The sequence below is a fragment of the Pseudomonas tensinigenes genome, assembly GCF_014268445.2.
GTDB classification, from domain to species: domain Bacteria; phylum Pseudomonadota; class Gammaproteobacteria; order Pseudomonadales; family Pseudomonadaceae; genus Aquipseudomonas; species Aquipseudomonas tensinigenes.
Window position 1 is genome coordinate 6,298,658 of sequence record NZ_CP077089.1, and the last position, 25,109, is coordinate 6,323,766.

The 25,109-nt window shown below is 59.4% G+C and carries 23 protein-coding genes; 9 read left to right on the forward strand and 14 right to left on the reverse strand.

What is annotated here, in order from left to right:
* Positions 1-72: 72 nt before the first annotated feature.
* From HU718_RS28065 to HU718_RS28090, 6 genes are all read right to left on the reverse strand, one after another.
* Positions 73-705 (reverse strand): sarcosine oxidase subunit gamma, encoded by a 633-nt coding sequence (locus HU718_RS28065; RefSeq protein ID WP_008086919.1) that lies wholly within the window; start codon positions 703-705, stop codon positions 73-75.
* Between the two features lie 143 nt (positions 706-848).
* Positions 849-3,866, reverse strand: coding sequence for a sarcosine oxidase subunit alpha (locus HU718_RS28070; RefSeq protein ID WP_186616192.1), 3,018 nt, complete (start codon positions 3,864-3,866; stop codon positions 849-851).
* Positions 3,863-4,192 (reverse strand): sarcosine oxidase subunit delta, encoded by a 330-nt coding sequence (locus tag HU718_RS28075; protein WP_007913119.1) that lies wholly within the window; start codon positions 4,190-4,192, stop codon positions 3,863-3,865. The genes HU718_RS28070 and HU718_RS28075 overlap by 4 nt, the downstream gene beginning before the upstream one ends.
* 14 nt (positions 4,193-4,206) lie before the next feature.
* Positions 4,207-5,457: a sarcosine oxidase subunit beta gene (locus HU718_RS28080; RefSeq protein WP_034155011.1), complete on the reverse strand. Its 1,251-nt coding sequence runs from the start codon at positions 5,455-5,457 to the stop codon at positions 4,207-4,209.
* 20 nt (positions 5,458-5,477) lie between these two features.
* Entirely contained in the window at positions 5,478-6,731 is a 1,254-nt protein-coding gene (locus HU718_RS28085) for a serine hydroxymethyltransferase (RefSeq protein WP_150708227.1), read from the reverse strand.
* Between the two features lie 274 nt (positions 6,732-7,005).
* Complete coding sequence (locus HU718_RS28090; RefSeq protein ID WP_186616191.1) at positions 7,006-7,716, reverse strand: TraX family protein; 711 nt, start codon at positions 7,714-7,716, stop codon at positions 7,006-7,008.
* Between the two features lie 126 nt (positions 7,717-7,842).
* Between HU718_RS28090 and HU718_RS28095 the strand changes: the two genes are divergently transcribed.
* The 3 genes from HU718_RS28095 (at position 7,843) to HU718_RS28105 (ending at position 10,681) form a co-directional block, all read left to right on the forward strand.
* Complete coding sequence (locus tag HU718_RS28095; RefSeq protein ID WP_007913115.1) at positions 7,843-8,883, forward strand: threonine aldolase family protein; 1,041 nt, start codon at positions 7,843-7,845, stop codon at positions 8,881-8,883.
* Between the two features lie 309 nt (positions 8,884-9,192).
* Positions 9,193-9,726 carry an REP-associated tyrosine transposase gene (locus tag HU718_RS28100; RefSeq protein ID WP_186616190.1) on the forward strand — a complete coding sequence of 178 codons (534 nt, stop codon included), beginning with the start codon at positions 9,193-9,195 and terminating at the stop codon, positions 9,724-9,726.
* A 130-nt stretch (positions 9,727-9,856) separates the two neighbouring features.
* Entirely contained in the window at positions 9,857-10,681 is an 825-nt protein-coding gene (locus tag HU718_RS28105) for an SDR family oxidoreductase (RefSeq protein WP_186616189.1), read from the forward strand.
* Positions 10,682-11,002: 321 nt separating this feature from the next.
* Here HU718_RS28105 and gbcB read toward each other — a convergent pair whose 3' ends face one another.
* On the reverse strand, positions 11,003-12,103 hold the full coding sequence (gene gbcB / locus HU718_RS28110) for a glycine betaine monooxygenase reductase subunit (RefSeq protein WP_007911227.1): 1,101 nt from the start codon (positions 12,101-12,103) through the stop codon (positions 11,003-11,005).
* Positions 12,104-12,400: 297 nt separating this feature from the next.
* On the opposite strand from gbcB, the gene gbca reads away from it, so the two are divergent.
* Entirely contained in the window at positions 12,401-13,696 is a 1,296-nt protein-coding gene (gene gbca / locus HU718_RS28115) for a glycine betaine monooxygenase oxygenase subunit (protein ID WP_064388154.1), read from the forward strand.
* Positions 13,697-13,955: 259 nt separating this feature from the next.
* Positions 13,956-14,162 (forward strand): hypothetical protein, encoded by a 207-nt coding sequence (locus HU718_RS28120; RefSeq protein WP_186616188.1) that lies wholly within the window; start codon positions 13,956-13,958, stop codon positions 14,160-14,162.
* 285 nt (positions 14,163-14,447) lie between these two features.
* Here HU718_RS28120 and HU718_RS28125 read toward each other — a convergent pair whose 3' ends face one another.
* From HU718_RS28125 to HU718_RS28155, 7 genes are all read right to left on the reverse strand, one after another.
* Positions 14,448-15,014 (reverse strand): GNAT family N-acetyltransferase, encoded by a 567-nt coding sequence (locus HU718_RS28125; RefSeq protein WP_102900087.1) that lies wholly within the window; start codon positions 15,012-15,014, stop codon positions 14,448-14,450.
* Between the two features lie 154 nt (positions 15,015-15,168).
* Positions 15,169-15,939 carry an electron transfer flavoprotein subunit beta gene (etfB, locus tag HU718_RS28130; protein WP_150708232.1) on the reverse strand — a complete coding sequence of 257 codons (771 nt, stop codon included), beginning with the start codon at positions 15,937-15,939 and terminating at the stop codon, positions 15,169-15,171.
* Positions 15,940-15,948: 9 nt separating this feature from the next.
* The gene (gene etfA, locus HU718_RS28135; protein ID WP_186616187.1) at positions 15,949-17,169 is read right to left on the reverse strand and encodes an electron transfer flavoprotein subunit alpha; all 1,221 of its coding nucleotides are present in this window, start codon (positions 17,167-17,169) and stop codon (positions 15,949-15,951) included.
* On the reverse strand, positions 17,169-19,118 hold the full coding sequence (gene dgcB / locus HU718_RS28140; protein ID WP_186616186.1) for a dimethylglycine demethylation protein DgcB: 1,950 nt from the start codon (positions 19,116-19,118) through the stop codon (positions 17,169-17,171). Before dgcB ends, etfA begins: the two co-directional genes overlap by 1 nt.
* Positions 19,119-19,230: 112 nt before the next feature.
* Entirely contained in the window at positions 19,231-21,291 is a 2,061-nt protein-coding gene (gene dgcA / locus HU718_RS28145; protein ID WP_186616185.1) for a dimethylglycine demethylation protein DgcA, read from the reverse strand.
* A gap of 15 nt (positions 21,292-21,306) precedes the next feature.
* Positions 21,307-21,837: a DUF5943 domain-containing protein gene (locus tag HU718_RS28150; protein ID WP_005792152.1), complete on the reverse strand. Its 531-nt coding sequence runs from the start codon at positions 21,835-21,837 to the stop codon at positions 21,307-21,309.
* A 106-nt stretch (positions 21,838-21,943) separates the two neighbouring features.
* Positions 21,944-22,921, reverse strand: coding sequence for a dipeptidase (locus HU718_RS28155; protein ID WP_007911246.1), 978 nt, complete (start codon positions 22,919-22,921; stop codon positions 21,944-21,946).
* A 234-nt stretch (positions 22,922-23,155) separates the two neighbouring features.
* On the opposite strand from HU718_RS28155, the gene HU718_RS28160 reads away from it, so the two are divergent.
* From HU718_RS28160 to HU718_RS28175, 4 genes are all read left to right on the forward strand, one after another.
* Positions 23,156-23,557, forward strand: coding sequence for a lysozyme inhibitor LprI family protein (locus tag HU718_RS28160; protein WP_186616184.1), 402 nt, complete (start codon positions 23,156-23,158; stop codon positions 23,555-23,557).
* Positions 23,558-23,563: 6 nt separating this feature from the next.
* A complete protein-coding gene (locus tag HU718_RS28165; RefSeq protein ID WP_186616183.1) occupies positions 23,564-24,106 on the forward strand; it encodes a hypothetical protein in 543 nt (180 codons plus the stop codon).
* An 8-nt stretch (positions 24,107-24,114) separates the two neighbouring features.
* Complete coding sequence (locus tag HU718_RS28170; RefSeq protein ID WP_186616182.1) at positions 24,115-24,501, forward strand: TIR domain-containing protein; 387 nt, start codon at positions 24,115-24,117, stop codon at positions 24,499-24,501.
* Positions 24,502-24,577: 76 nt separating this feature from the next.
* Positions 24,578-24,994: a DUF3010 family protein gene (locus tag HU718_RS28175; protein WP_186616181.1), complete on the forward strand. Its 417-nt coding sequence runs from the start codon at positions 24,578-24,580 to the stop codon at positions 24,992-24,994.
* Positions 24,995-25,109: the final 115 nt, after the last annotated feature.

Here is a 25,109-nt window from a genome sequence, read left to right on the forward strand (position 1 = left end):
ACCCAAGATCGGCTCCCTTTCCCCCTCTCCCCCTGGGGGAGAGGGCTGGGGTGAGGGGGTAGCTCTTGATCTTCAGGCCTGAACGCTCAACCCGTACTCAGCCGAAGCATCCTGCAACCACAACCACCAGTAATCCGAAAAGCTACGACGAATCAGCAGCTCCCACGTGTCTTCAGCGGTATGACGGATCATCAACTGCGACTTGGCAAACACCGTGCCGACCGCTTTACCCACCGGAAAGTTGTTCGGATGCACGTCGTAGCTGGTGGATTTCATCAGCACCTGACGCACGTTAGGCCCGCTCAGTTCAAGCACTTGCTGGCCGCCGCTGACGTTGACGATCGCGATGTGCAAATCGCCCAGCGCTTCACGCAGTTTTTGTTCGGCGGCGAATTCTTCACCGCTCGGCACGATCAGCAACCACTCGTCCGGGCCCATCCATTGCAGGCTGGTTTCGCCTTTGACGATCACGCTCAGAGCGCCGGGCAGTTCAATGCCCAAGGCTTTGTGCACGCCAGCGGCGAACGCGGCATCGTGGCCATCGCCACGGATGGTCAGGTGGCCGAGGAGTTTTTTCTCACGCACGATCACACCGGCGTTCTTGCGACCCTTGCCGACCAGGCTGGCGAGGTCGGCATGGTGCAGCGACGACTCGGCCTTGGCCCCGGTGGTCGGGCGTTGTTGGTAAACATTGGCTGTGGTCATAAAGCACCTTCCTGAATTCTGTTGGTTCCTGCGGTGGCTGATCTGCCGCTTTCGCGAGCAGGCTCGCTCCCACAGGGGAACGCGGTCGAATGTGGGAGCGAGCCTGCTCGCGAATAGCCGCCCGCCCACAGTTCTTGAGGCCGTCAGATGTTCTGGCGATCACCCTTCGGATCAAAGAACACCGAAGAAACGATTTCCGCCTCGATCACGCTGCCATCGGCCAGCGGTGCAAACACCCGCTCACCGAGGCGCTTCAGACCGCCCTTGACCACACCCATGGCAAACGAATAACCGAGGGAGTTGTGTGCGTAGCTGGAGGTCACGTGGCCGACCATGGTCATCGGAATGGTCTGCTTGGTGTTGAACACCAGTTGCGCACCTTCCGGCAGCCACACGTTCGGATCGATCGGCTTCAGACCGACCAGTTGCTTACGCTGATCCTTCACGCAGTCTTCACGGTTCATCCCACGCTGACCGATCCACGAGAACGGTTTGGTGCGACCCACACACCAGCCCATGTTCAGGTCGTCCGGAGTCATCGAGCCGTCAGTGTCCTGACCAACGATGATGAAACCCTTCTCGGCACGCAGCACGTGCATGGTCTCGGTGCCGTACGGGGTCAGGTTGTACTGCTTGCCGGCCTCGACGATTTTCTCCAGCACGCCCATCGCATAGTCGGCCTGCACGTTGACTTCGTACGACAGCTCACCGGTGAACGAGATGCGGAACACCCGCGCCGGCACGTCGCCGACCTGACCTTCTTTCCAGGTCATGAACGGGAAGGCTTCGTTGCTCAGATCAATGTCCGTCACGGCGCTGAGCAGCTTGCGGCTGTTCGGCCCGGACAGGGTCATGGTTGCCCAGTGGTCGGTGACGGAAGTGAAGTAAACCTTCATGTCCGGCCATTCGGTCTGGTGGTACAGCTCCAGCCATTGCAGCACGCGCGCGGCGCCGCCAGTGGTGGTGGTCATGACGAAATGGTTGTCGGCCAGACACGCCGTCACACCGTCGTCGAAGACCATGCCGTCTTCTTTGCACATCAAACCGTAGCGAGCCTTGCCCACGTCGAGCTTGGTCCAGGCGTTGGTGTACACGCGGTTGAGGAACTCGCGGGCATCCGGGCCTTGAATGTCGATCTTGCCGAGGGTCGAAGCGTCGAGCAGACCAACGCTGTCGCGTACGGCTTTGCATTCGCGCTTCACAGCGGTATGCAGGTCTTCACCGTTTTTCGGGAAGTACCAAGGGCGCTTCCACTGACCGACGTCTTCAAACTCGGCGCCATTCTTCACATGCCAGGCATGCAGCGCGGTGTGACGCACCGGCTCGAAGATGTGCCCACAGTGACGACCGGCCACCGCGCCGAAGGTCACCGGCGTGTAGTTCGGGCGGAACATCGTGGTGCCCATCTGCGGGATGGTCACGTTCAGCGAGCGAGCGGCGATGGCCAGACCGTTGACGTTGCCGAGCTTGCCCTGATCGGTGCCGAAGCCCAGCGCGGTGTAGCGTTTGACGTGCTCGACCGACTCGAAACCTTCGCGAGTTGCCAGCTCAATGGCGGCAGCGGTCACGTCGTTTTGCAGGTCGACGAATTGCTTCGGCGCCCGTGCGGTGTTCTTTTCATGCGGCACCTGGAACAGCGCCAGCGTTGGTTCTTCGTGACGGCTGAGGGCTTTCGGCAGCACGCCTTCGACGGTCTGGAAACCGGCTTCAGCGGCAGCGCGCACGCCACCTTCAAAACCGTCAGCCAGCGAATCGCCGAGACCGTAAACACCGTTGATGCCACCGACGCACACGCGTTTCTGCGGCGCTTCGCCCGGTACGAAACCGAGGATGTCTTCACGCCAGGTCGGCTTGCCACCGAGGTGCGAAGCCAAGTGAACGACCGGGCTGTAACCGCCGGAACTGGCGATCACATCGCAGTCCAGCCATTCGCCCGGGCTGGTCACGGTATGTGCTTTGACATCGATCGCGGCAACGCGGGCAGCGGTGACGCGCTTGCTGCCACGGGCTTCGATTACGGCGCTGCCGGTGAGGATACGAATACCTTTGGCGCGCGCCTCTTCCACCAGCGCACCACGTGGATTGCTGCGCGCATCGGCGATGGCCACCACTTGCAGACTGGCGTCGAGCCAATCCAGCGCGACGCGATAAGCGTGATCGTTGTTGGTCGACAGCACCAGTTTCTTGCCCGGCGCTACGCCGTAGCGACGCACGTAAGTCGACACCGCACCGGCCAGCATGTTGCCCGGCACGTCGTTGTTGCCGTAAACCAGCGGACGCTCGCAAGCACCGGTTGCCAGCACGACACGCTTGGCGCGAACACGGTGAATACGCTGACGCACCTGGCCAATCGGCGCGCGGTCACCGAGGTGATCGGTGAGGCGTTCGTGAATGGTCAGGAAGTTGTGGTCGTGGTAACCGTTGACCGTGGCGCGCGGCAACAGCAGCACGTCCGGGGTGTTCTTCAGTTCAGTGATGACACTGGCAACCCAATCCATCGCCGGTTTGCCGTCGAGGCTTTCACGAGAGTCGAGCAGGCTGCCGCCGAACTCTTCCTGCTCATCGGCAAGAATCACTCGGGCACCGCTGCGCGCTGCGGCCAAGGCAGCGGCGAGACCGGCCGGGCCAGCGCCGACGATCAGCACGTCGCAGTGCTGGTTCATGTAGTCGTAGGTGTCCGGATCGTTCTCGGTCGGCGAACGGCCCAGACCGGCAGCCTTGCGAATGTACTTCTCGTAAGTCATCCAGAACGATTGCGGGTACATGAAGGTTTTGTAGTAGAAACCCGGCGGCATCAGCTTGCCGCCGACCTTGCCGAGAATGCCCATCATGTCGTTGTTGACGCTCGGCCAGCCGTTGGTGCTGGTCGCGACCAGACCTTGATACAACGCCTGTTGCGTGGCGCGCACGTTGGGGATCTGCGTAGCTTCGGTGGCACCGATCTGCAGCACCGCGTTCGGCTCTTCGGCACCGGCAGCAAAGATGCCGCGAGGACGCGAATACTTGAAGCTGCGGCCAATGATGTCGACGCCGTTGGCGATCAGCGCGGCGGCCAGCGAGTCACCCTCGAAGCCTTTGTAGCTCTGGCCGTTGAAGGTAAAGCTCAGCACTTTGTTGCGGTCGATCCGTCCACCGTTGGACAGGCGATTGGTCTGGCTCATACCTTCTCTCCCAGCGCCGTCGTGGCTGTTTTCGCCGAATCAGCCTTGTCGGTGAATTGCGGCTTGGTGCCGATCTTGTAGGTTTCGAGAATCTCGTAGGTCACGGTATCGCGGGTGACGTTGAAGTACTGACGGCAACCGGCGACGTGATCCCACAGTTCGTGGTGCAGTCCGCGCGGGTTATCGCGGAAGAACATGTAGTCGCCCCACTCCTCGTCGGTGCAGGCGCCAGGGTCGAGCGGGCGCGGGATATGCGCCTGCCCGGATGCGTGGAATTCCTCTTCGGAGCGCAACTCGCCGCAGTGAGGACAGAAGATATGCAACATGGGGATTTCTCCTGTTAGTGGGCAACCGCAGCAGCGCCGTGTTCATCGATCAACGCACCGTTGTGGAAACGGTCGATGGAGAAAGGTGCAGCCAATGGGTGCATTTCACCCTTGGCCAGACTCGCGGCAAACACGTTGCCCGAGCCAGGTGTTGCCTTGAAGCCGCCGGTGCCCCAACCGCAGTTGAAGAACATATTCGGTACCGGGGTTTTCGAAATGATCGGGCAGGCATCCGGCGTGGTGTCGACGATGCCGCCCCACTGACGGTTCATGCGTACCCGCGACAGCACCGGGAACATCTCGACGATGGCCTGGATGGTGTGCTCGATCACCGGGTACGAACCGCGCTGGCCGTAGCCGTTGTAGCCGTCGATACCGGCGCCGATCACCAGGTCGCCCTTGTCGGACTGGCTGATGTAACCGTGCACGGCGTTGGACATGATCACGCTGTCGATAATCGGTTTGATCGGCTCGGACACCAGCGCTTGCAGCGGGTGGGATTCGATCGGCAGACGGAAACCGGCAAGTTTGGCCATGTGCCCGGAGTTACCGGCAGTGACCACACCGACGCGCTTGGCGCCGATGAAACCCTTGTTGGTTTCAACACCGATGCACACGCCGTTTTCCTTGCGGAAACCGATCACTTCGGTCTGCTGGATCAAGTCCACACCGAGGGCGTCGGCGGCACGAGCAAAGCCCCAGGCCACGGCATCGTGACGGGCGACGCCGCCGCGACGCTGAACGGTGGCACCCAACACTGGGTAGCGGGTGTTTTTCGAGCAGTCGAGGTACGGAATCTCGTCAGCGACTTGCTTGGCGTTGAGCAGCTCGCCATCGACGCCGTTGAGGCGGTTGGCGCTGACCCGACGCTCGGAGTCACGGATGTCCTGCAGGGTGTGGCACAGGTTGTAGACACCGCGCTGGGAGAACATCACGTTGTAGTTCAGATCCTGCGACAGGCCTTCCCACAATTTCATCGCGTGTTCGTAGAGGTGCGCCGACTCGTCCCACAGGTAGTTGGAACGCACGATGGTGGTGTTGCGCGCGGTGTTACCGCCGCCCAGCCAGCCCTTCTCGACCACGGCGACGTTGGTGATGCCGTGCTCTTTCGCCAGATAGTAGGCCGTCGCCAGACCGTGCCCGCCGCCGCCGACGATGACCACGTCGTAGACCTTTTTCGGCGTTGGCGTGCGCCACATGCGCTGCCAGTTTTCGTGGTGGCTGAGGGAGTGTTTGAAGAGGCCGAAGCCCGAATAGCGTTGCATAGTCAGTTACTCCAGAACACTCAGCGGTAAACCGGGAAGTCAGCGCACAGGGCTGCGACGTTCTTGGCAACATTTGCCTCAACGTCGGCATCGCCAAGGTTGTCGAGGATGTCGCAGATCCACAGAGCCAGCACTTCGCACTGCGCCACTTTGAAGCCGCGGGTGGTGACAGCCGGGGTGCCGATGCGCAGGCCCGAGGTCACGAACGGCGATTGCGGGTCGTTCGGTACGGCGTTCTTGTTGACGGTGATGTGCGCACGACCAAGGGCGGCGTCGGCGTCTTTGCCGGTCAGGCCCTGACGGATCAGGCTGACCAGGAACAGATGGTTGTCGGTGCCGCCGGACACTACATCGTAGCCACGTTTGATAAACACGCTGGCCATCGCCTGAGCGTTGTCGATCACTTGTTGCTGATAAGCCTTGAAGCCTGGCTCCAGCGCTTCCTTGAAGCACACGGCTTTACCGGCGATGACGTGCATCAGCGGGCCACCCTGAGCACCGGGGAATACGGCAGCGTTGAGCTTCTTCTCGATTTCTTCGTTGGACTTGGCCAGGATCAAGCCGCCACGTGGACCACGCAGGGTTTTGTGCGTGGTGGTGGTGACCACGTCGGCGTACGGCAGCGGGTTCGGGTACAGACCGGCGGCAACCAGACCGGCAACGTGGGCCATGTCGACAAACAGCAGCGCGCCGACTTTGTCAGCGATCTGACGGAAGCGCGGGAAATCCAGAGTCTTCGAGTAAGCGGAGAAACCGGCGACGATCATTTTCGGCTTGGATTCGACGGCGAGACGCTCGACTTCGTCGTAATCGATCAGCCCGGTGTCAGTGTTGATGCCGTACTGCACCGCGTTGTAGAGCTTGCCCGAGGACGACACTTTGGCGCCGTGGGTCAGGTGACCGCCGTGGGCCAGGCTCATGCCGAGGATAGTGTCGCCCGGCTGGATCAGCGCCAGGTACACGGCGCTGTTGGCGGAGGAACCGGAGTGCGGCTGGACGTTGGCGTAATCGGCGCCGAACAGTTGCTTGGCGCGTTCGATGGCCAGCGCTTCGACTTTATCCACATGCTCGCAGCCACCGTAATAGCGCTTGCCCGGATAACCTTCGGCGTATTTGTTGGTCAGGCCGCTGCCTTGCGCTTCCATCACGCGTTTGCTGGTGTAGTTCTCCGACGCGATCAGCTCGATGTGATCTTCCTGACGTTGCTCCTCGGCATTCATCGCCGCCAGCAGTGCATCGTCGTAACCCTGGATCTGGTCTTGCTTGCTGAACATCGCGTCTCTCCCAGCGGCATCTGTGCGCCATTCGTCTCGGTAAGGCACTGGCAATGAAGGCAGTGCCCTTTGATGCCGATGGTATGACCGGCGCAGACAGCTCAAATGCCTGCGCGCGCCACGCAAAGGTGCGTTTACGACATGGCCGGAAATGGCTTATTCGAAACGCCGTAGATCCCCTGTGGGAGCGAGCCTGCTCGCGAAAGCGGTCTGTCAGCCAACTTCTATGTTGGATGTGCCGGCCTCTTCGCGAGCAGGCTCGCTCCCACAGGGGTCAGGTGTATGCAGTGCGGACGGCGAGTAGCAGGAGAAAATGCGCGGGATAGAGGGCGTAAGCCCAGCGCCGCATCGGTGGCGGCTGAAGATGTCGCGCATGTCGCAACAGGAACATTCCGAGCATGGGCGCAAACAGACAGATGGCAATGCCAAGAATGGCGACGCTACTGCCGAACCTCGCCGAGTCGTACAGCACCTGCCACTGATTCGCTGCGAGGCATATCAAACCCGGCAGCAAGCTGAAGTACCACGGCCGGCGAAACACCAGCAGCATCGCCAACGGCAGCAACACCCCGAAGAAGCCGAACATCAGTCGTTCCGGGAAAACTATCGCCAACACCAGCGCAGCAACACCCAGCAATCGCGACATGATCGAGGGATCCTGCCACCCCCGCGCCACCAGTAAACCCAGCGCCAACGTCGGCATCACGTTCAACGTATCCGGCTCTGGAATGTACAGCCGATAGGGGATTTCACTCACGGCGCTGAACAACACCAACCAGCCCAGATAGCGCCATTCCATCCTCCGCGAACCATCACGCGCCAGATTCGCCGCCATCGCCAGACAAAACCACGGAAACGCCAGCCGCCCCGGCACATACAGCCAATCGGCGGAGAACCCGACATATCGCAGGTGATCGAACAACATGCTCAGCAGCGCCAGCCACTTGAGCAGATCCAGCGCGCCGTCGCGTTTGCTCAAGTGCATAATCGTCCTACAAACTGGTAATTTCCTGAATGTGACATCCCGTGTGCTCCCCGGAAGATCTTCGGTAAAGTGCGCACCCTCATTGACCACGAGCCTTCACAAGAGTCTCGACCACGGAAGCCGGCCATGACCGACAAGAGCCAACAATTCGCCAGCGACAACTATTCCGGTATCTGCCCTGAAGCCTGGGCTGCAATGGAACAGGCCAACCACGGCCACCAGCGCGCGTATGGCGACGATGAATGGACCGCACGCGCGGCCGACCATTTCCGCCAATTGTTCGAAACCGACTGCGAAGTGTTCTTCGCCTTCAACGGCACCGCCGCCAACTCGCTGGCCCTGTCGTCGCTGTGCCAGAGTTACCACAGCGTGATCTGCTCGGAAACCGCCCACGTCGAAACCGACGAATGCGGCGCCCCGGAATTCTTCTCCAACGGCTCGAAACTGCTGATCGCCGGCACTGAAAACGGCAAGATCACCCCGCAGTCGATCCGCGAAGTAGCGCTCAAGCGCCAGGACATTCACTACCCGAAACCGCGCGTGGTGACTCTGACCCAAGCCACCGAAGTCGGCAGCGTCTACACCCCGGAAGAAGTCCGCGCCATCAGCGCCACCTGCAAGGAGCTCGGCCTGCACCTGCACATGGACGGCGCGCGTTTCTCCAATGCCTGCGCGTTCCTCGGCTGCTCGCCAGCGGATCTGACCTGGAAGGCCGGCGTTGACGTGCTGTGCTTCGGCGGTACGAAAAACGGCATGGCCGTGGGTGAAGCGATCCTGTTCTTCAACCACAAACTGGCGGAAGACTTCGACTATCGCTGCAAACAGGCCGGGCAACTGGCGTCGAAAATGCGCTTCCTCTCGGCCCCGTGGGTCGGCATCCTCGAAAACGACGCCTGGCTGAAATATGCGCGCCACGCCAATCACTGCGCACAATTGCTGGCGGAACTGGTCAGCGACATTCCCGGCGTCGAACTGATGTTCCCGGTGCAGGCCAACGGCGTGTTCCTGCAACTCTCGGAACCGGCCATCGCCGCCCTGACCGCAAAAAACTGGCGCTTCTACACCTTCATCGGCAAGGGCGGCGCACGCTTCATGTGCTCGTGGGACACCGAAGAAGAACGCGTCCGCGAACTGGCGCGCGACATCCGCGAAGTCATGTCCGCCTGATCCCCCAGCACTGATCGTTCCCACGCTCCGCGTGGGAATGCCTCTCGGGACGCTCCGCGTTCCAGCCTCACCACTGTCGACATGCTTAACACCGCTATGACGCGAAGCGTCGACGGCTGCATTCCCACGCAGAGCGTGGGAACGATCTTCGATCGGGAATGATTTTTCCCACCGCGACACCAGACTTCTCTTCTAGCGAGAACATGCCACCCGCCTCATCTTGATCGTTCCCACGCTCCGCGTGGTAACGCATCCCGGGACGCTCCGCGTTCCATCTCCAATGCACCGCAAGATTCAAGGAAGAATCCCATGGGCCGCAGCCGCTACACCTTTACCGAAACCGACAAACCGCATTTCCTGACTTGCACGATCATGGAATGGTTACCGCTGTTCATCCGTCCCTACATCGTCGACCACCTGCTCAACTGCTGGCGTTATCAACAGACCCACCATGACTTGAAGCTGTACGGCTACGTGATTCTGGAAAACCATCTTCACTTCGTCGCTCAGGCACCCGACCTGAGTAAATGCCTCAGCCAGTTCAAATCATTCACTGCTCGACAGATTATTGATGACTTGCAAAGCAAAGGTGCTGACAAAGCCCTGCAACGGCTGCGCTTTAGCAAACGGGCGCACAAGCAGGATCGGGTATACCAACTGTGGCAAGAAGGCTCCCACGCAGAGATGGTTTACAGCGAATCGGTCATGCGCCAGAAGCTTGAATACATTCACAACAACCCGGTGAAACGCGGATATGTGGATTTCCCAGAACAATGGCGTTATTCGAGTGCCAGGAACTACGCGGGAATGCCGGGGCTGATCGACGTTCAGTGCTGGTATTGAAATGGGACGCAGAGCGTCCCGGGCTGCATTCCCACGCAGAGCGTGGGAACGATCAACAGGTTGTGCTTCTGCTTGGTCTACATTGTCTGTCGAGCCCTCCGCTCACATAACAATAAGCAGGAGCATCGGCATGTCGTTACAAGGCAAAACCCTGTTCATCACCGGCGCCAGCCGTGGCATTGGCCGTGAGATCGCGCTGCGTGCCGCGAGGGACGGGGCCAATATCGTGATTGCGGCGAAAAGCGCCGAACCCCACGCCAAACTGCCCGGCACCATCCACAGCGTCGCCGCCGAAGTCGAAGCGGCGGGCGGCAAGGCTCTGGCCCTGCAAGTGGATGTGCGTGATGAAGAGGCGGTGCGCAAAGCGCTCGCGCAGGCCAACGAGCATTTCGGCGGCATCGATGCGCTGGTGAACAACGCCGGAGCGATCAAGTTGACCGGCGTGCAACACATTGAGCTCAAGCGTTTCGACCTGATGCACCAGATCAACACCCGCGCAGTGCTGCTGTGCAGCCAGGCCGCCCTGCCCTATTTGAAGAAATCCGCCGGACACATTCTCAACCTGTCACCGCCGCTGAATCTTGCGAGCAAGTGGTTTGCACAGTTTAGCCCTTACACCGTGACCAAGTACGGCATGAGCATGCTGACGCTGGGGATGAGTGAGGAATTTGCCAGTTACGGGATCAGCGTCAACTCACTGTGGCCGCAAACGATGATTGCCACGGCGGCGATTGAGTTTCAACTGGGGAGTCGGGAGTCGTTCAAGCAGGCGCGAACACCAGCGATCATGGCGGATGCTGCGCATGTGATTTTGAGTAGCAGCGGACGGCAGATTACCGGGCGGTTGTTGATTGATGAGGAGATTTTGCGCGAGAGCGGCGTGACTGAGTTCGATCATTATCGCTTTGATCGAGAAAGCGAGGCGGCACTAATGCCGGATTTGTTTATCGACTGAAAAGCCCCTCACCCTAGCCCTCTCCCAGAGGGAGAGGGGACTGATTGGGGGATATTCAAGAATTACGCCGACGTGAAACTGCTGTACCGAATCCATAGTCGACTCGATATCTCAAGTCGGTGTACCTCGTGAGAACAACTCGGTCAGCCCCTCTCCAAAAGAGAGAAGGGACTGATTGGGGGGATATTCAAGAATTACGCCGACGTGAAACTGCTTTGCCGAATCCATAGTCGACTCGGTCTTTCAGGTCGATGGATCCCTCAAGACACCTCGGTCGGCCCCCTCTCCCTCCGGGAGAGGGCTGGGGTGAGGGTTTACCGATCAGAAATCGATTCGCACATCCCCCTTCGGCACACTGCAGCACGACAAGATAAACCCTTCGGCTTCATCGTCCTCGGTAATCCCGCCGTTGTGCTCCATCTCCACCTCGCCGCCCAGCTTGAGCACCTTGCACGTCCCGCAAATCCCCATCCCGCACGCTTTCGGAATCATCAGCCCCAGCTTGGCCGCCGCCGCATGCACGGTTTCACCCGGTGCCACACGAATGCTCTTGCCGGACGAGGTGAACTCGACCTGATGCAGATCCGCCGCATCGATTTCCGGCGCATCCGCAGCCTGCTCGGCCTGTTCCACAGCATCGGCACGGGCTTCCGGTGGCGTGGCGCCGAAAGATTCCTCGTGATAACGCGACATGTCGTAACCAGCCACTTCCAAAAGGCGCTTGACCGCATTCATATACGGCGTCGGTCCGCAGCAAAACACTTCGCGCTCAAGGAAGTCCGGCACCATCAACTCAAGCATCTTGTGGTTGAGATAGCCGCGATACCCGGCCCACGGTTCGCCCAAGCCATGCTTCTCGCAAATCAGGTGCAGGCTGAAGTTGTCGATCCGCGACGCCATGTGTTCCAGCTCGCGGTGATAGATGATGTCTTTCGGCGAGCGTGCGCTGTGGATAAAGGTCATGTCGACGTTGGCGTTGGTGTCGTAAAACCAACGCGCCATCGACATACACGGCGTAATCCCCACACCGCCGCTGAGATAGAGCACCTTCGGGCTCGGAAAGTCGATGGCATTGAACAACCCGACCGGCCCGTGCACCGCCAGCTCCTGGCCTTCATGCAGCGTATCGTGCAGCCAGTTGGACACCTTACCGCCCGGCACCCGTTTGATCGTCACCGAAAAGCTGTACGGCACCGACGGCGAACTGGAGATCGTGTACGAGCGCATGATCGGCTGGCCTTCGATTTCCAGCTCCAGGGTGACGAATTGCCCGGGCTTGAAGAAGAACAGGATCGGCTGGTCGGCCATAAAGCAGAAGGTGCGCACGTCCCAGGTTTCCTGGATGACTTTGACGCAACGGACGATGTGTCGGCCATTGGCCCAGGTCTGGGTGGTGACCGGATTCAGGAAGCTGTTGGACATGCTGTTCTCCACGGCCGACTGTCGGCCTCATGTCGGCGATTCTGCGTATAGCGCGAACCGCCCGTTTACCTATCCGCGACATCGGCATACTTATCGCGACCAGCCCCCAACCACCGGGGGTTGCGCGTCGGGAACAGATTGCACCATGTCGCCCATGGATAAGGTTCCGCCCTGCGCCGGCCCCACACTCGCCCCAACACCAAGACAGCTTCTTTACACCTTGCGTAGCAACCGTTAGCAGCACACCTGATCAGCCACTTTTCGCCGGCCACGCAGATGGCCATGAGGATCACATCGATGGACGTCACCGCAAAAATCAGCCTGGGCGATCCGCTGGAACCCGCACGCAAGGCCACCGCACAAATGCTCCAGGAGCGTGAGCGCACGTTCTCGCTGCCACAACCGTTCTATAGCGATGAGCGGCTGTTCGATATCGACATGCAGGAGATCTTCCAGAAAGAGTGGTTGATCGCCGGCATGACCTGCGAGATCCCGGCCAAAGGCAACTACCTGACCCTGCAGATCGGCAAGAACCCGATCATCGTCATCCGTGGCGCCGAGGGCGTAGTGCATGCGTTCCACAACGTCTGCCGCCATCGTGGCTCGCGTCTGTGCACCAGCGAAAAAGGCAAGGTTGCCAAACTGGTCTGCCATTACCACCAGTGGACGTACGAGCTGGACGGGCGCCTGCTGTTCGCCGGCACCGAAATGGGCGCCGACTTCGACATGAAGCAGTACGGCCTCAAACCGGTGAACGTGAAGACTGCCGGCGGCTACATCTTCATCAGCCTGGCCGAGAACCCGCCGGCCATCGATGACTTCCTGTCGACGCTGAACCATTACATGGAACCGTACGACATGGAGAACACCAAGGTGGCGATCACCACCACCTTGATGGAAAAGGCCAACTGGAAACTGGTGCTGGAAAACAACCGCGAGTGCTACCACTGCAACGCGTCGCACCCGGAACTGTTGAAAACCCTGCTGGAATGGGACGACGTGACCGATCCGCGCGCCGATCAGGCGTTCAAGGATCACGTCGCCGCCTCCGCCGCCGCTTGGGAAGCCGAGAAGATTCCTTACGCCCACGCCAGCTTCGGCCTGCGCAACCGCATCGTGCGCATGCCGCTGCTCAAGGGCACCGTGTCGATGACCCTCGACGGCAAACAGGGCTGCGCGAAACTGATGGGCCGGATCAAGAACCCGGACCTCGGTTCGATGCGCATCCTGCACCTGCCGCACTCGTGGAACCACTGCATGGGCGACCACATCATCGTTTTCACCGTGTGGCCGATCAGCGCGCAGGAAACCATGGTCACCACCAAATGGATCGTGCACAAGGATGCGGTTGAGGGGGTCGATTACGACGTCGAGCGCATGCGTCAGGTGTGGGATGCGACCAACGATCAGGACCGCCGACTGGCGGAAGAGAATCAGCGCGGGATCAACTCGACGGCGTATCAGCCTGGGCCTTATTCCAAGACTTATGAGTTTGGCGTGGTCAACTTCGTTGATTGGTATAGCGAGCGCCTGTTGAGCAACCTCGGCGCCGAGCCTGCGCCGTACCTCAAAGGCGTCCCGGTTCAGGGCTAAAGCAAAAGCTTCGCGAGCAGGCTCGCTCCCACAGGTGGAATACATTCCAAATGTGGGAGCGAGCCTGCTCGCGAAGGCGTCATGAAAGTCATTACATCTCTGAAACCAGATTGCTCAATTTCTGACCAACCACCCCACACCCCATACCCACCAAGCCCCCCAGCCTTCCGCAAACAAGTTATCCACATACCCACCCACAGCTAATGGGGACAACTGTGGATGACTCAAAAAATATCTCACTGATTTGCAAAGAAAAACCGTGACTTATCCAGAAGCACGGTTTTCGAAAGGCAATGATCGTTTTTTGATCAACAGGCTGAAAGGTACACAGATCGTGGCCTTCAGCGGATGGCAAACACCTTATCCACAGAAGCGCCAACAGAGATCGGGGGTAACTTTGCATCTGCTGTGGAAAAGTGCTGAAGACTGCGAAAAATCGGGGGTTTCGGAAGATTCATCCGATTAAAAGTGCAAATTGATCAGTTATTGATCAAACCTTTGAAAGCCACGTTTTGCATGACTGTCAGCGGACAGCGAACATCTTATCCACAGAAGCGCCAACAGAGATCGGGGGTAACTCAGGAAGTTATCCCGCGGGAAAATCCCGTAAAAACCGCAACTTAGGCTGGCTGTTTTTTGATCTGCGGCCTGCAAGCCACGGCTGACGTGACTTGCAGTGAAGGGCAAACACGTTATCCACAGACTGACCAACAGGGATTGTGTGTAACCCCTCGTCAGTGGATAACCGGCTTCATGCTCGGTGCATGAGATAGGCCTCACCCGTCACCCGAATCATCGGATGCGGTACCACCTGACAGGTTTTGACGATGCCAAAGCCATGTCGCTCATAAAATCGCCGTGCACCGGTATTGGCGGCGTAGTCGATCAGGCTCAGCCCTTTGAGCGTGAGTTGATCGGCGCGCGCCTGGGCATGTTGGAGGAACTGCACGCCCAATCCTTGATTGCGCCAGCCTTCGTGCAGCGCCAGGCTGGAGATGTACAGCGTATCCGCCACCTCCATATCGGCGTAAGGCGCCAGCACAGGATCGGTGGGCGGTGCCGGGTCTGGATCTTCGCGCATGACGTAGCTGTGCATCATGCCGACCACGCAGCCTTCGGCCTCAGCGATCAGGCAGTTCTGCCAGGAAAAGTCCACATCGTCGCGGGCATATCGCCGCTCACCGACATCAAGCAATGTCTCGCCCGGCTCCGCCAACTGGCTCCAGATGTAATCCGAGGCGCCCTCTGAGGAGATCTGAAACAAACGCGCAATATCGCGCGCATCCGTGCGCCGGGCAGGTCGAAATTTAACGGTCATTCACATTATTCCTATGGCAAACCCACCAACCTGTAGGAGCTGACGAGTGCAACGAGGCTGCGATCTTTTGATCTTGGTATTTGAAAACAAGATCAAAAGATCGCAGCCTCGTTGCACTCGTCAGCTCCTACAGAGATTTGGGGGGTGTCGGGTGTCAGCGGACGACGCCTTCTTCGATCAGCAACTTGAGGATGGCTTCGGCGCCAGCCTGCGGGGTAACGCCTTTGAGCACTTGTCCACCGCCACCACTGGCTTTGGCGGTAGCCGCTTTCATGCGGTCGGCACCGCTTTTGGCCTTGATCACTTTCAGGCGTTTGGGCCTTGGTTTGGCCGGCTGCAGGGTGGCGACAGCGAGGAGTTCATCGTCGACAACCTCTACGTCATCCGCCTCCAACACCCCGCGTCGCGCCGGGCCATAGGCACTCTGCCGAGGCTTCGGCGCAGCGTTATCCACAGTCGCCAGAAACGGCAGTTTCACCTTCAAGCGCCGCCGCTGCCCACGCGGCAACGCTTGCAGCACCAGCGCCGAGCCGTCATTGATCGACTCGACCTGCGCCAGCCCCACCACCAGCGGCCAACCCAAACCTTCCGCCAACAAGAACGGCAACATCCCCGAACCTTCGCCGGTTTCCGCCTGGCTCCCAGTCAGCACCACCTGCGCACCAGCATCGCGCAGATACGCGGTCAGCGCTGGTAGCGCATCGGCGCCAGCCGGTTGCTCCAGCACATGCATCTGCTCAAGACCCATACCCAGATAGGCGCGCAACGCCGGTTCCGCAATGTCGCCGGCATGCAGCACTTGCAGGTTATCCCCAGCCAGTTGCAGGCCCAGTTCAACGGCGCGCGCGTCCTGATCAGCACGGCGTGGCCGCCCGGAAGTCGGGTGAGCGCCGATGGAAACCAGACTGATAACTTTCGTGTTCATAGCGTTTCCTTAAGCCGCATCGCGCTTGGCTTCGTTGCGGTAAGCCGCGACCGCTTCGATCAACGCCTGCAGAATCTCTGCGCTCTCGCCGATCACCGACAAATCGGCACGCTTGATCATGTCGCAACCTGGATCAAGGTTGATCGCCACCACTTTGTCACAGGCACCAATGCCTTGCAGGTGCTGGATCGCGCCTGAGATACCCACCGCGACATACACCCGCGCAGTGACCCAGGTACCGGACGCACCAACTTGGCGATCACGGGCCATGAAGCCATCGTCCACCGCGACCCGCGACGCACCTTCGGTAGCACCGAGCGCCGCCGCCGTTTCGTGGAACAGCTGCCAGTCCTTGACGCCGTTACCGCCGGAGAAGATGAACTCCGCTTCGGCCATCGGAATCGCTGCCGGGTCGACCGCCACAGCGCCAAGATCTTCGATCCGCGACAAGCTGCGCGCAACGCTTGTGGATAACTCCACCGGCAACGCTTCATGTCGGGTTTCGCTGACCGGCTCGGCGCATTCGGCGGCCGCCAGAATCAACCGCGCGACCGGACGGGCGATGTCTTGCAAGCCAGCACCTGCACGGCCGATGCATTCCTGATCCTTGACCTGCCAGACCCGCGTCGCCGGGCGCTCGCCCAGTGCAGCGGCAAAGCGCCGACCGAGTTCACCGCCACCGCTGCGGCTGTCCGGCAGCAACCAGTGACGTGGATTGAACTGGTTATCCACAGCGCGCAAACCTTGCACCCGTTGTTCCGGTGCATAACCGCTGAATTCCTCGCCTTCGAGTACCAGCAAGCGATCGACGCCAGCGGTCGCGAAAGCGTTTTCCTTGTGCTCGCCAAAGACCACCGCCAACACCGCACCGTCCTGGCCGGCGAGTTGATGGGCAAGGCCAAGCAAGTCACGGTCGTGGCTGCTCAAACGGCCGCCGACCATGTCGGGCACCACGGTGATATAGAACGCCGGCGCCGGCACCTGATGCAGCGGCAGTTGCACTTCCACAGCAGCGGAACGTTTGACCGCCCCGCCCTGTTGCGCGCCGCTGCGGTCGATACGTTTGATGCCGTTGGGGCCGATAAAACCGATGCCGTGCAAATTCTTGCGGATGATGCCGTTGGGGCCCATCCAGCTGTGTTGCGCCGGTTGCATCGCCGCGTGCAACGGGTGCAGGCGGTTACGGGCAATCCATTCGGCGCGTGGGTCGCGGCGGATAATGTCGCTCATCAATGGGCCTCCGCAGGTTCACGTTTGGCCGGGGTGGCAGGCTTGTTCGGCGCGGCGTCTTCGAGCAGCGCGTCGGCCACCAGTTCGGCGATGTCCTTGATCAGCGGACGCGGTTCGACCACGCCTTCGAGCATCGCCGTGCACTGTGGACAACCCACTGCCACCAGTTCGGCGCCGGTTTCGCGGATGTCTTCCATGCGCATGTCGGGAATCCGCTGCTTGCCCGGAATGTCAGTGATCGGTGCCCCGCCACCGCCACCGCAGCAGCGCGAACGGAAGCCGGAACGTTGCATCTCTTTGACTTCAATACCGAGCGCACGCAGCACTTCACGCGGCGCCTCATACTCGCCGTTGTAGCGGCCGAGGTAGCACGGATCGTGATAGGTCACGCTGTTGCCTTTGTGCTGTCCGAGATTGAGTGTGCCAGCCTGAATGATTTCCGCCATGTAGGTGCTGTGGTGCTGCACCAGGTAGTTGCCGTCGAACGCGCCGTACTCGTTTTTCAGCACGTGGAAGCTGTGCGGATCGCAAGTGACGATGCGGTTGAAGCTGTATTTGGCCAGGGTCTGGATGTTGCGCTTGGCGAGCAACTGGAAGGTCGCTTCATCGCCGAGACGCCGGGCGACGTCGCCGCTGTCACGCTCTTCGAGGCCGAGCACGGCAAAGTCGATTTTCGCCGCTTTCAGCACTTTGACGAAGGCGCGCAGGGTGCGCTGGTTGCGCATGTCGAATGCGCCGTCGCCGACCCAGAACAGCACGTCGGTGGATTTCTTTTCGCTGAGCAGATTGAGGTTCAGATCCGCCGCCCAGTTCATCCGTCCGCCCGGTGCAAAACCGCCGGGGTTGTCGGTGGCGATCAGGTTTTCGAGGACTTCGGCGCCTTTGTTCGGCGTCGCGCCTTTTTCCAGGGTCAGGTGACGGCGCATGTCGACAATGGCATCGACGTGCTCGATCATCATCGGGCATTCCTCGACGCAGGCGCGGCAGGTGGTGCACGACCACAGGGTTTCAGCGTCGACCAGACCGTTGACGATCGGTTGATGTGGATTACCGCTATGTTCGCCTACAGGTTTACCCGGATACGGGCTGCCGGCGAACTTGGCATCGGTACCGCCAGCGAGGCCGACGACCATGTCCTGAATCAGTTTTTTCGGGTTTAGCGGCTGGCCAGCGGCGAAGGCTGGGCACGCCGCTTCGCACTTGCCGCACTGCACGCAGGCGTCAAAACCGAGCAACTGGTTCCAGGTGAAATCCTTGGGTTTTTCCACACCCAGTGGCGCGCTCGGATCGTTCAAATCGAGCGGTTTCAAACCGGTGGAACGACCGCCGCCAAAACGCTCGGCGCGACGGTGCCAAGCCAAATGCAAAGCACCAGCGAAGGCGTGTTTCATCGGCCCGCCCCAAGTCATGCCAAAAAACAACTCCGACACACCCCACAGCACGCCGATCCCCAAGATAACGGCGAGCACCCAGCCACCGAAGTTCTCCGGCAGGATTCCGGCCACCGGCAATGTCAGCAGAAAGAACGACGCCGAGAACGCCAGCAGGCTTTTCGGCAAGCGCATCCACGGGCCTTTCGACAACCGCGCCGGCGGGTTGCGCCGACGCAGATAAACGAAGATCGCGCCGACGAACATCACTGCCGTCATCAGCAGCAAGGCGTAACCGAGGATGCGGTTGTGCAGGCCGAAACCGTGCACCAGCAGCGCCAGCACAATCGACGCCACCGCACCGCCGGCCGTGGCCACGTGGGTGTTGGCAATGTATTTGTCCCGCGCCACCACATGGTGCAAGTCGACCATATAACGCTTGGGCATGGCCAACAGGCCGCCGATCAGATCGACCTTCGAGGCCCGGCCCCGACGCCACATGGCCACCCGCCGCAACGCGCCGAGGACACCAAGGCCGATAGCTGCGAACAACAGGATTGGAAGAAGGGTGTTCAACATCAGAGTCACCTCTGGCGAGGTGCAAGCTACAAGCTACAAGCTGCAAGAAAGAGCAGCAAAATCTGCCGGGCTTTTACTTGCGGCTTGAAGCTTATGGCTCGCAGCTGAGCCGTCAAAAATCCTTACAGAGCCGGAGTGCGTCATAAATGGCGGCGTGCGTGTTGCGCTGTGCCACGCAGTCGCCGATGCGGAACAGCAAGTAGCCGTCGCCCGTCTCGCTCAGCGAAGGTTGCGGCTGGATCGCGAACAACGCTTCGACGTCGATCTGACCCTTGTTGCGCGAACCCTCTTTGAGCGCGTAGTAGATTTCCTCATCCGGCCGCACGCCGTTTTCCACCACCACCTGATCGACCACCCGCTCCTCTTTCGCGCCGGTGTATTCGTTCTCCAGCACCGCGACCAGTTTGTCGCCTTCGCGGTAGACCTTCTCCAGCATCATGTCGCCGGTCATGATCACTTCTTTCGGGTACATGCTGCGGTAGTAGGTCGGGAACGACGTACCGCCGATGGCCACACCCGGTTTGATGTCGTCGGTGACGATCTCGACCTGGCTGCCTTTGTCGGCGAGGAAGTCGGCGACCGACATCCCGGTGAACTCGCAAATCGTGTCGTAGACCAGCACGTTCTTGCCCGGCGCGACCTTGCCGTCGAGCACGTCCCAGCTGCTGACCACCAGCCCTTCGGCAGCGCCCCAGTGCTCGTTCTGTTCCAGATACGGATGCCCGCCGACCGCCAGCACCACCACGTCCGGACGCAAGTCCATGATGGTCTCGGCATCGGCCGCGGTGCCCAGGCGCAGATCCACCTTCAGCCGTGCCAGTTCCAGCTGGAACCAGCGAGTAATACCGGCGATCTGGTCGCGCTGCGGCGCTTTCGATGCGGTGGTGATCTGCCCGCCGATAAATTCCTTCTTCTCGAACAGGGTCACGTCGTGGCCACGCTCGGCAGCAACCCGTGCCGCTTCCATCCCGGCAGGGCCGGCACCGACGATCACCACTTTGCGTTTCGGCCCGGTGGATTTCTCGATGATGTGCGGCACGCCCATGTATTCACGGGACGTTGCAGCATTCTGGATGCACAACACGTCGAGGCCTTGATACTGGCGGTCGATGCAATAGTTGGCGCCGACGCACTGCTTGATCTGGTCGATCTGGCCCATCTTGATCTTGGCGATCAGGTGCGGGTCAGCGATGTGCGCGCGGGTCATGCCGACCATGTCGACGTAACCGCCTTCAAGGATGCGCGTGGCCTGGTTCGGATCCTTGATGTTCTGTGCGTGCAGCACCGGCACCTTGACCACTTCCTTGATCCCGGCGGCCAGATGCAGGAACGGCTCCGGTGGATAACTCATGTTCGGAATCACGTTGGCCAGGGTGTTGTGTGTGTCACAACCCGAGCCGACGACGCCGATGAAGTCGAGCATGCCGGTGTCGTCGTAATACTTGGCGATCTGCTTCATGTCCTCGTGGGACAAACCGTCCGGGTGGAACTCGTCACCGCACAGACGTATGCCCACGCAGAAATCATCACCGACCTCGGCGCGCACGGCCTTCAGCACTTCCAGACCGAACTTCATCCGGCCTTCGAAGGTGCCGCCCCATTCGTCGGTACGCTTGTTGACGCGCGGGCTCCAGAACTGGTCGATCATGTGCTGGTGCACTGCCGACAGCTCAACGCCGTCGAGGCCACCGGCCTTGGCCCGGCGCGCAGCCTGGGCGTAGTTGCCGATCACCCGCCAGATTTCTTCCGGCTCGATGGTTTTGCAGGTGGCGCGATGCACCGGTTCACGGATGCCCGACGGCGACATCAGCGTCGGCCAGTTGAAGCCGTCCCAGCGCGAGCGGCGGCCCATGTGGGTAATCTGAATCATGATCTTGGCGCCATGCTTGTGCATGGCGTCGGCCAGATTCTGGAAATGCGGAATGATCCGGTCGGTCGACAGGTTGACCGAGCTCCACCATTCCTGCGGGCTGTCGATGGCGACCACGGAGGAGCCGCCACAGATCGCCAGGCCGATGCCGCCCTTGGCTTTCTCTTCGTAATACTTGACGTAGCGGTCGGTGGTCATGCCACCGTCCGTCGCGTAGACCTCAGCGTGCGCGGTGCTGAGCACGCGGTTGCGGATGGTCAGTTTGCCGATCTGGATCGGCTGGAACATTGCTTCGAAAGCCATGGCGGGTTCCTCGACTTACAACGGCTTGACGGTGAACAGGCCGTCGTCGTGGCCTTCTTCGGAGCCACCGTAGACTTGCTCGGCGACGGTGCGAATCTTGCTGCCGCGTGCTTCAAGAATCTGATCCATGGCCCCGGCAAACCAACCGGTGAACATGTAGTCGACCTTGCGCCCGACCTTGCCGTAGACGTAGACGAACGCCGAGTGTTCGAGCTTGACGCTGGCGGTGCCTTTGTCGAGGTCGATGTCCTGGATCTTGAACAGGCCCCAGCCGCGTTGCGACAGGCGTTTCATGTAGTGCTCGAACACCGCGACGCCTTCCAGGCCGTGGCATTCGGCTTCTTTTTCGCACCAGTGCCAGGCGGACTTGTAGCCGGCCTTGTAGAGGATCTCGGCGTAGGCGTCAGCGCCCAGAACCTCTTCGATGCCCATGTGATTGTTGACGAAGAAATGGCGTGGCACGTAGAGCATTGGCAGGGCGTCGGAGGTCCAGACACCGGTCTCGCTGTCGACTTCGATTGGCAATTGCGGGGCGATCTTGGCCATGGAAACTTAACTCCAGAAAAATAGTGGATTCAGTGGTGACCGCTGCCCTCACCCCAGCCCTCTCCCACAGGAGAGGGGGCAGATCGGCGGCGGTCTTGAGTCAGCGTTACTCGCCCCAGACGTCTTTCAGGACGTTCACCCAGTTTTCGCCCATGATCTTGCGCACAACGCGCTCGGAATGGCCGCGCTTGAGCAGGGTTTCGGTCAGGTTCGGGAACTCGCCGACGGTGCGGATGCCCAGCGGGTTGATGATCTTGCCGAAGCTGGTCAGACGGCGGGCGTAGCCCTTGTCGTGGGTCAGGTATTCGAAGAAGTCCTGGCCGTGACCCTGGGTGAAGTCGGTGCCGATGCCGATGGCGTCTTCGCCGACGATGTTCATCACGTATTCGATCGCTTCGGCGTAATCGTCGATGGTCGAATCGATGCCCTTGGCGAGGAACGGCGCGAACATGGTCACGCCAACAAAACCGCCGTGGTCGGCAATGAACTTCAGTTCTTCATCGGACTTGTTGCGCGGGTGCTCTTTGAGACCCGACGGCAGGCAGTGGGAATAGCAGACCGGTTTTTTCGATTCGAGGATGACTTCTTCCGAGGTCTTGGAACCGACGTGGGATAGGTCGCACATGACGCCGACGCGGTTCATCTCGGCGACGATTTCGCGACCGAAGCCCGACAGACCGCCGTCACGCTCGTAGCAGCCGGTGCCGACCAGATTCTGGGTGTTGTAGCACATCTGCACGATGCCGACGCCGAGCTGCTTGAACACCTCGACATAGCCGATCTGGTCTTCAAACGCGTGGGCATTCTGGAAGCCGAAGAGGATGCCGGTCTTGCCTTGTTCTTTGGCACGACGGATGTCGGCAGTGGTGCGCACCGGCATCACCAAATCGCTGTTTTCGCGGATCAGCTTCTGGCTGGCGGCAATATTGTTCACGGTCGCCTGAAAGCCTTCCCACACCGACACAGTGCAGTTGGCTGCCGTCAGACCGCCCTTGCGCATGTCTTCGAACAGCTCGCGGTTCCATTTGGCAATGATCAGACCGTCGATAACGATGCTGTCGGCGTGTAATTCGGCTGGGCTCATCAGGCGTCCCCTTATTGGCGATTCATGCGCCGAATCGTCTGCCGGCGCTTTGGGGCCAGCATATGCCTCGGTGCCGGGGCGACCGGGTGCAAAAACGACAGGGGAATTGCCGAAAGCGTCAATCCGCGACAAAGGGTCGCCAGACGCTCCGATCGACTACCTGTTCAAGCTAGCAAGCTTGAGCCAGAATCTCCGGCATCTTGGAAACACCACTGGATTAGAGCGGCGACAACAATGAAATCGATCTTCCTGGCTTTGGCTTTGCTTGCGACCGGCGTACACGCCGCCGAAGAGTCCGACAACAACCCGTGCGACGCCGTCGAAAACGACGTCCAGACCCTGGAATGCTCGACCTACAGCCGCAGCACCGCCGAAGACCTGCTCAAGGACAACTACGCCAGCCTGACCGAACGCATGCAGACCGCGTACGGCAAAAACGCCACGCAACTGGCGGATATCACCGCCAAACTCAAGACCGCCCAGCAACAATGGCTGAAGACGCGGGATGCGGATTGCGCGGTTGAGGCATTCCCGGCGACGGCGGGGAGCAAGGCTTTTACCATTGCGCAGAATGATTGCGTGGCGCGGATGAGTGATGAGCGGTCGGAATTTTTGGAGTCGATTGGGCAGGAGTGATATTTATTGAACAGAATAAAATCGGCTTATTACGCCATATTGGGCAAAGACACAGAGAGCGATAGCCGCATGGATAATGAATTTAAGCGCTCATGCGAAGACGAGCTTGATTGGACGACCGTGGAGCAGCTTCACGAGGCAACGCTTCAGATAAGCAAAAGCTGCTTTGAGCTTAAGAAGCTATGTATAGCGCTTATCGGGATTGCAATCACGCTAGTGACAAAGCTTGCCCCGACTACCTCAGTGAGAGGCTACATAGCACTGACAATTTTAATTTGCCTGTTTTTTTGGATTGCAGATACGACAGCCTACTACTACCAAAAATCCACTCGACGGATAATGAGCAACACCATCAAAAGAATTGCACAGAGAAACAAAATAAAAAACTATCCTGCTGAACCGATAGAATTGAGTTGGAGAAAATCAGCGATAAACCCATCAATGTCGCTTTACATCATCCTCATACTGTTTGGATTACTGGCATTACTGTACATAAAGTTTGAAGCGAGCATCACGTCCACGGCAACTTTCCTTGAATCCTTGATATGAACATCTTTGTGAGCTATACAACTCGCGACGTTTTCATTGAAAAAAACCTGCTGCGAGAGGTAGCTAAGGCTCTCTCAGAGTTCGGCACTCCATACATTGACTTGATTCATAACACAGCAACAAATAAACAAGAACATGTAGAGCTTCAGCTCATAAACGCAGATTTTCTTCTTCTACTCTCTTCAAGTTCCATACCGCAATCAAGCTGGGTAATGTGGGAAATCGAGAAAGCAAATAAAATCGGCTTACCCATTCTTTCAGTACCTGCCGATGAAAAAGACATCCCTACACTTTTGGGAAACCTGAAAACAAGGCTCGCTAAAACCCTTACCCCCAAAAACCAAATGATCAAAACGCAAAACAACAACAACAACAACAACAACAACTCAAACTAACAACCAACCAGCACTCCAACACAAAAAACCTGTCACTCTATAAACCGCAACTTCAAAATTTAATTCAGGCCAAATCATGAACATCTGCGGCATCGAAATCAAAGGCAGCGAAGCGATCATCGCCGTGGCCGCTCTCGACGGTTCGACCTTGAGCCACGTCCCCCTTGCCACCAAGAAAATCGCCCTTGAAGACGATGACGAGGCGGCCAACGTGAAGTTGTTCGCGGCGCAGGTGGCGTCGTTTGTGCGGGAGAATTCGGTTGACCGGATTGCGATCAAGAAGCGCAGCAAGAAGGGTGAGTTTGCCGGTGGGCCGACGACGTTCAAGATCGAAGGGGTGTTTCAGTTGCTCGATGGGTGTGAGGTGACGCTGTTGTCGCCGCAGACGATCAATGCGCAGGCGAAGAAGCACAACTTCGAGCTGCCGGGGACGTTGAACAAGTATCAGCATGAGGCCTATAAGGCGGCGTGTTCGGCGTTGGTGAAGAAGTAAGCTTTCAGACAATGAAGATCCAAAATGTGGGAGCGAGCCTGCTCGCGAAAGCGGTGGATCAGTCAATCCTGTATTGACTGACACGCCGTCTTCGCGAGCAGGCTCGCTCCCACAT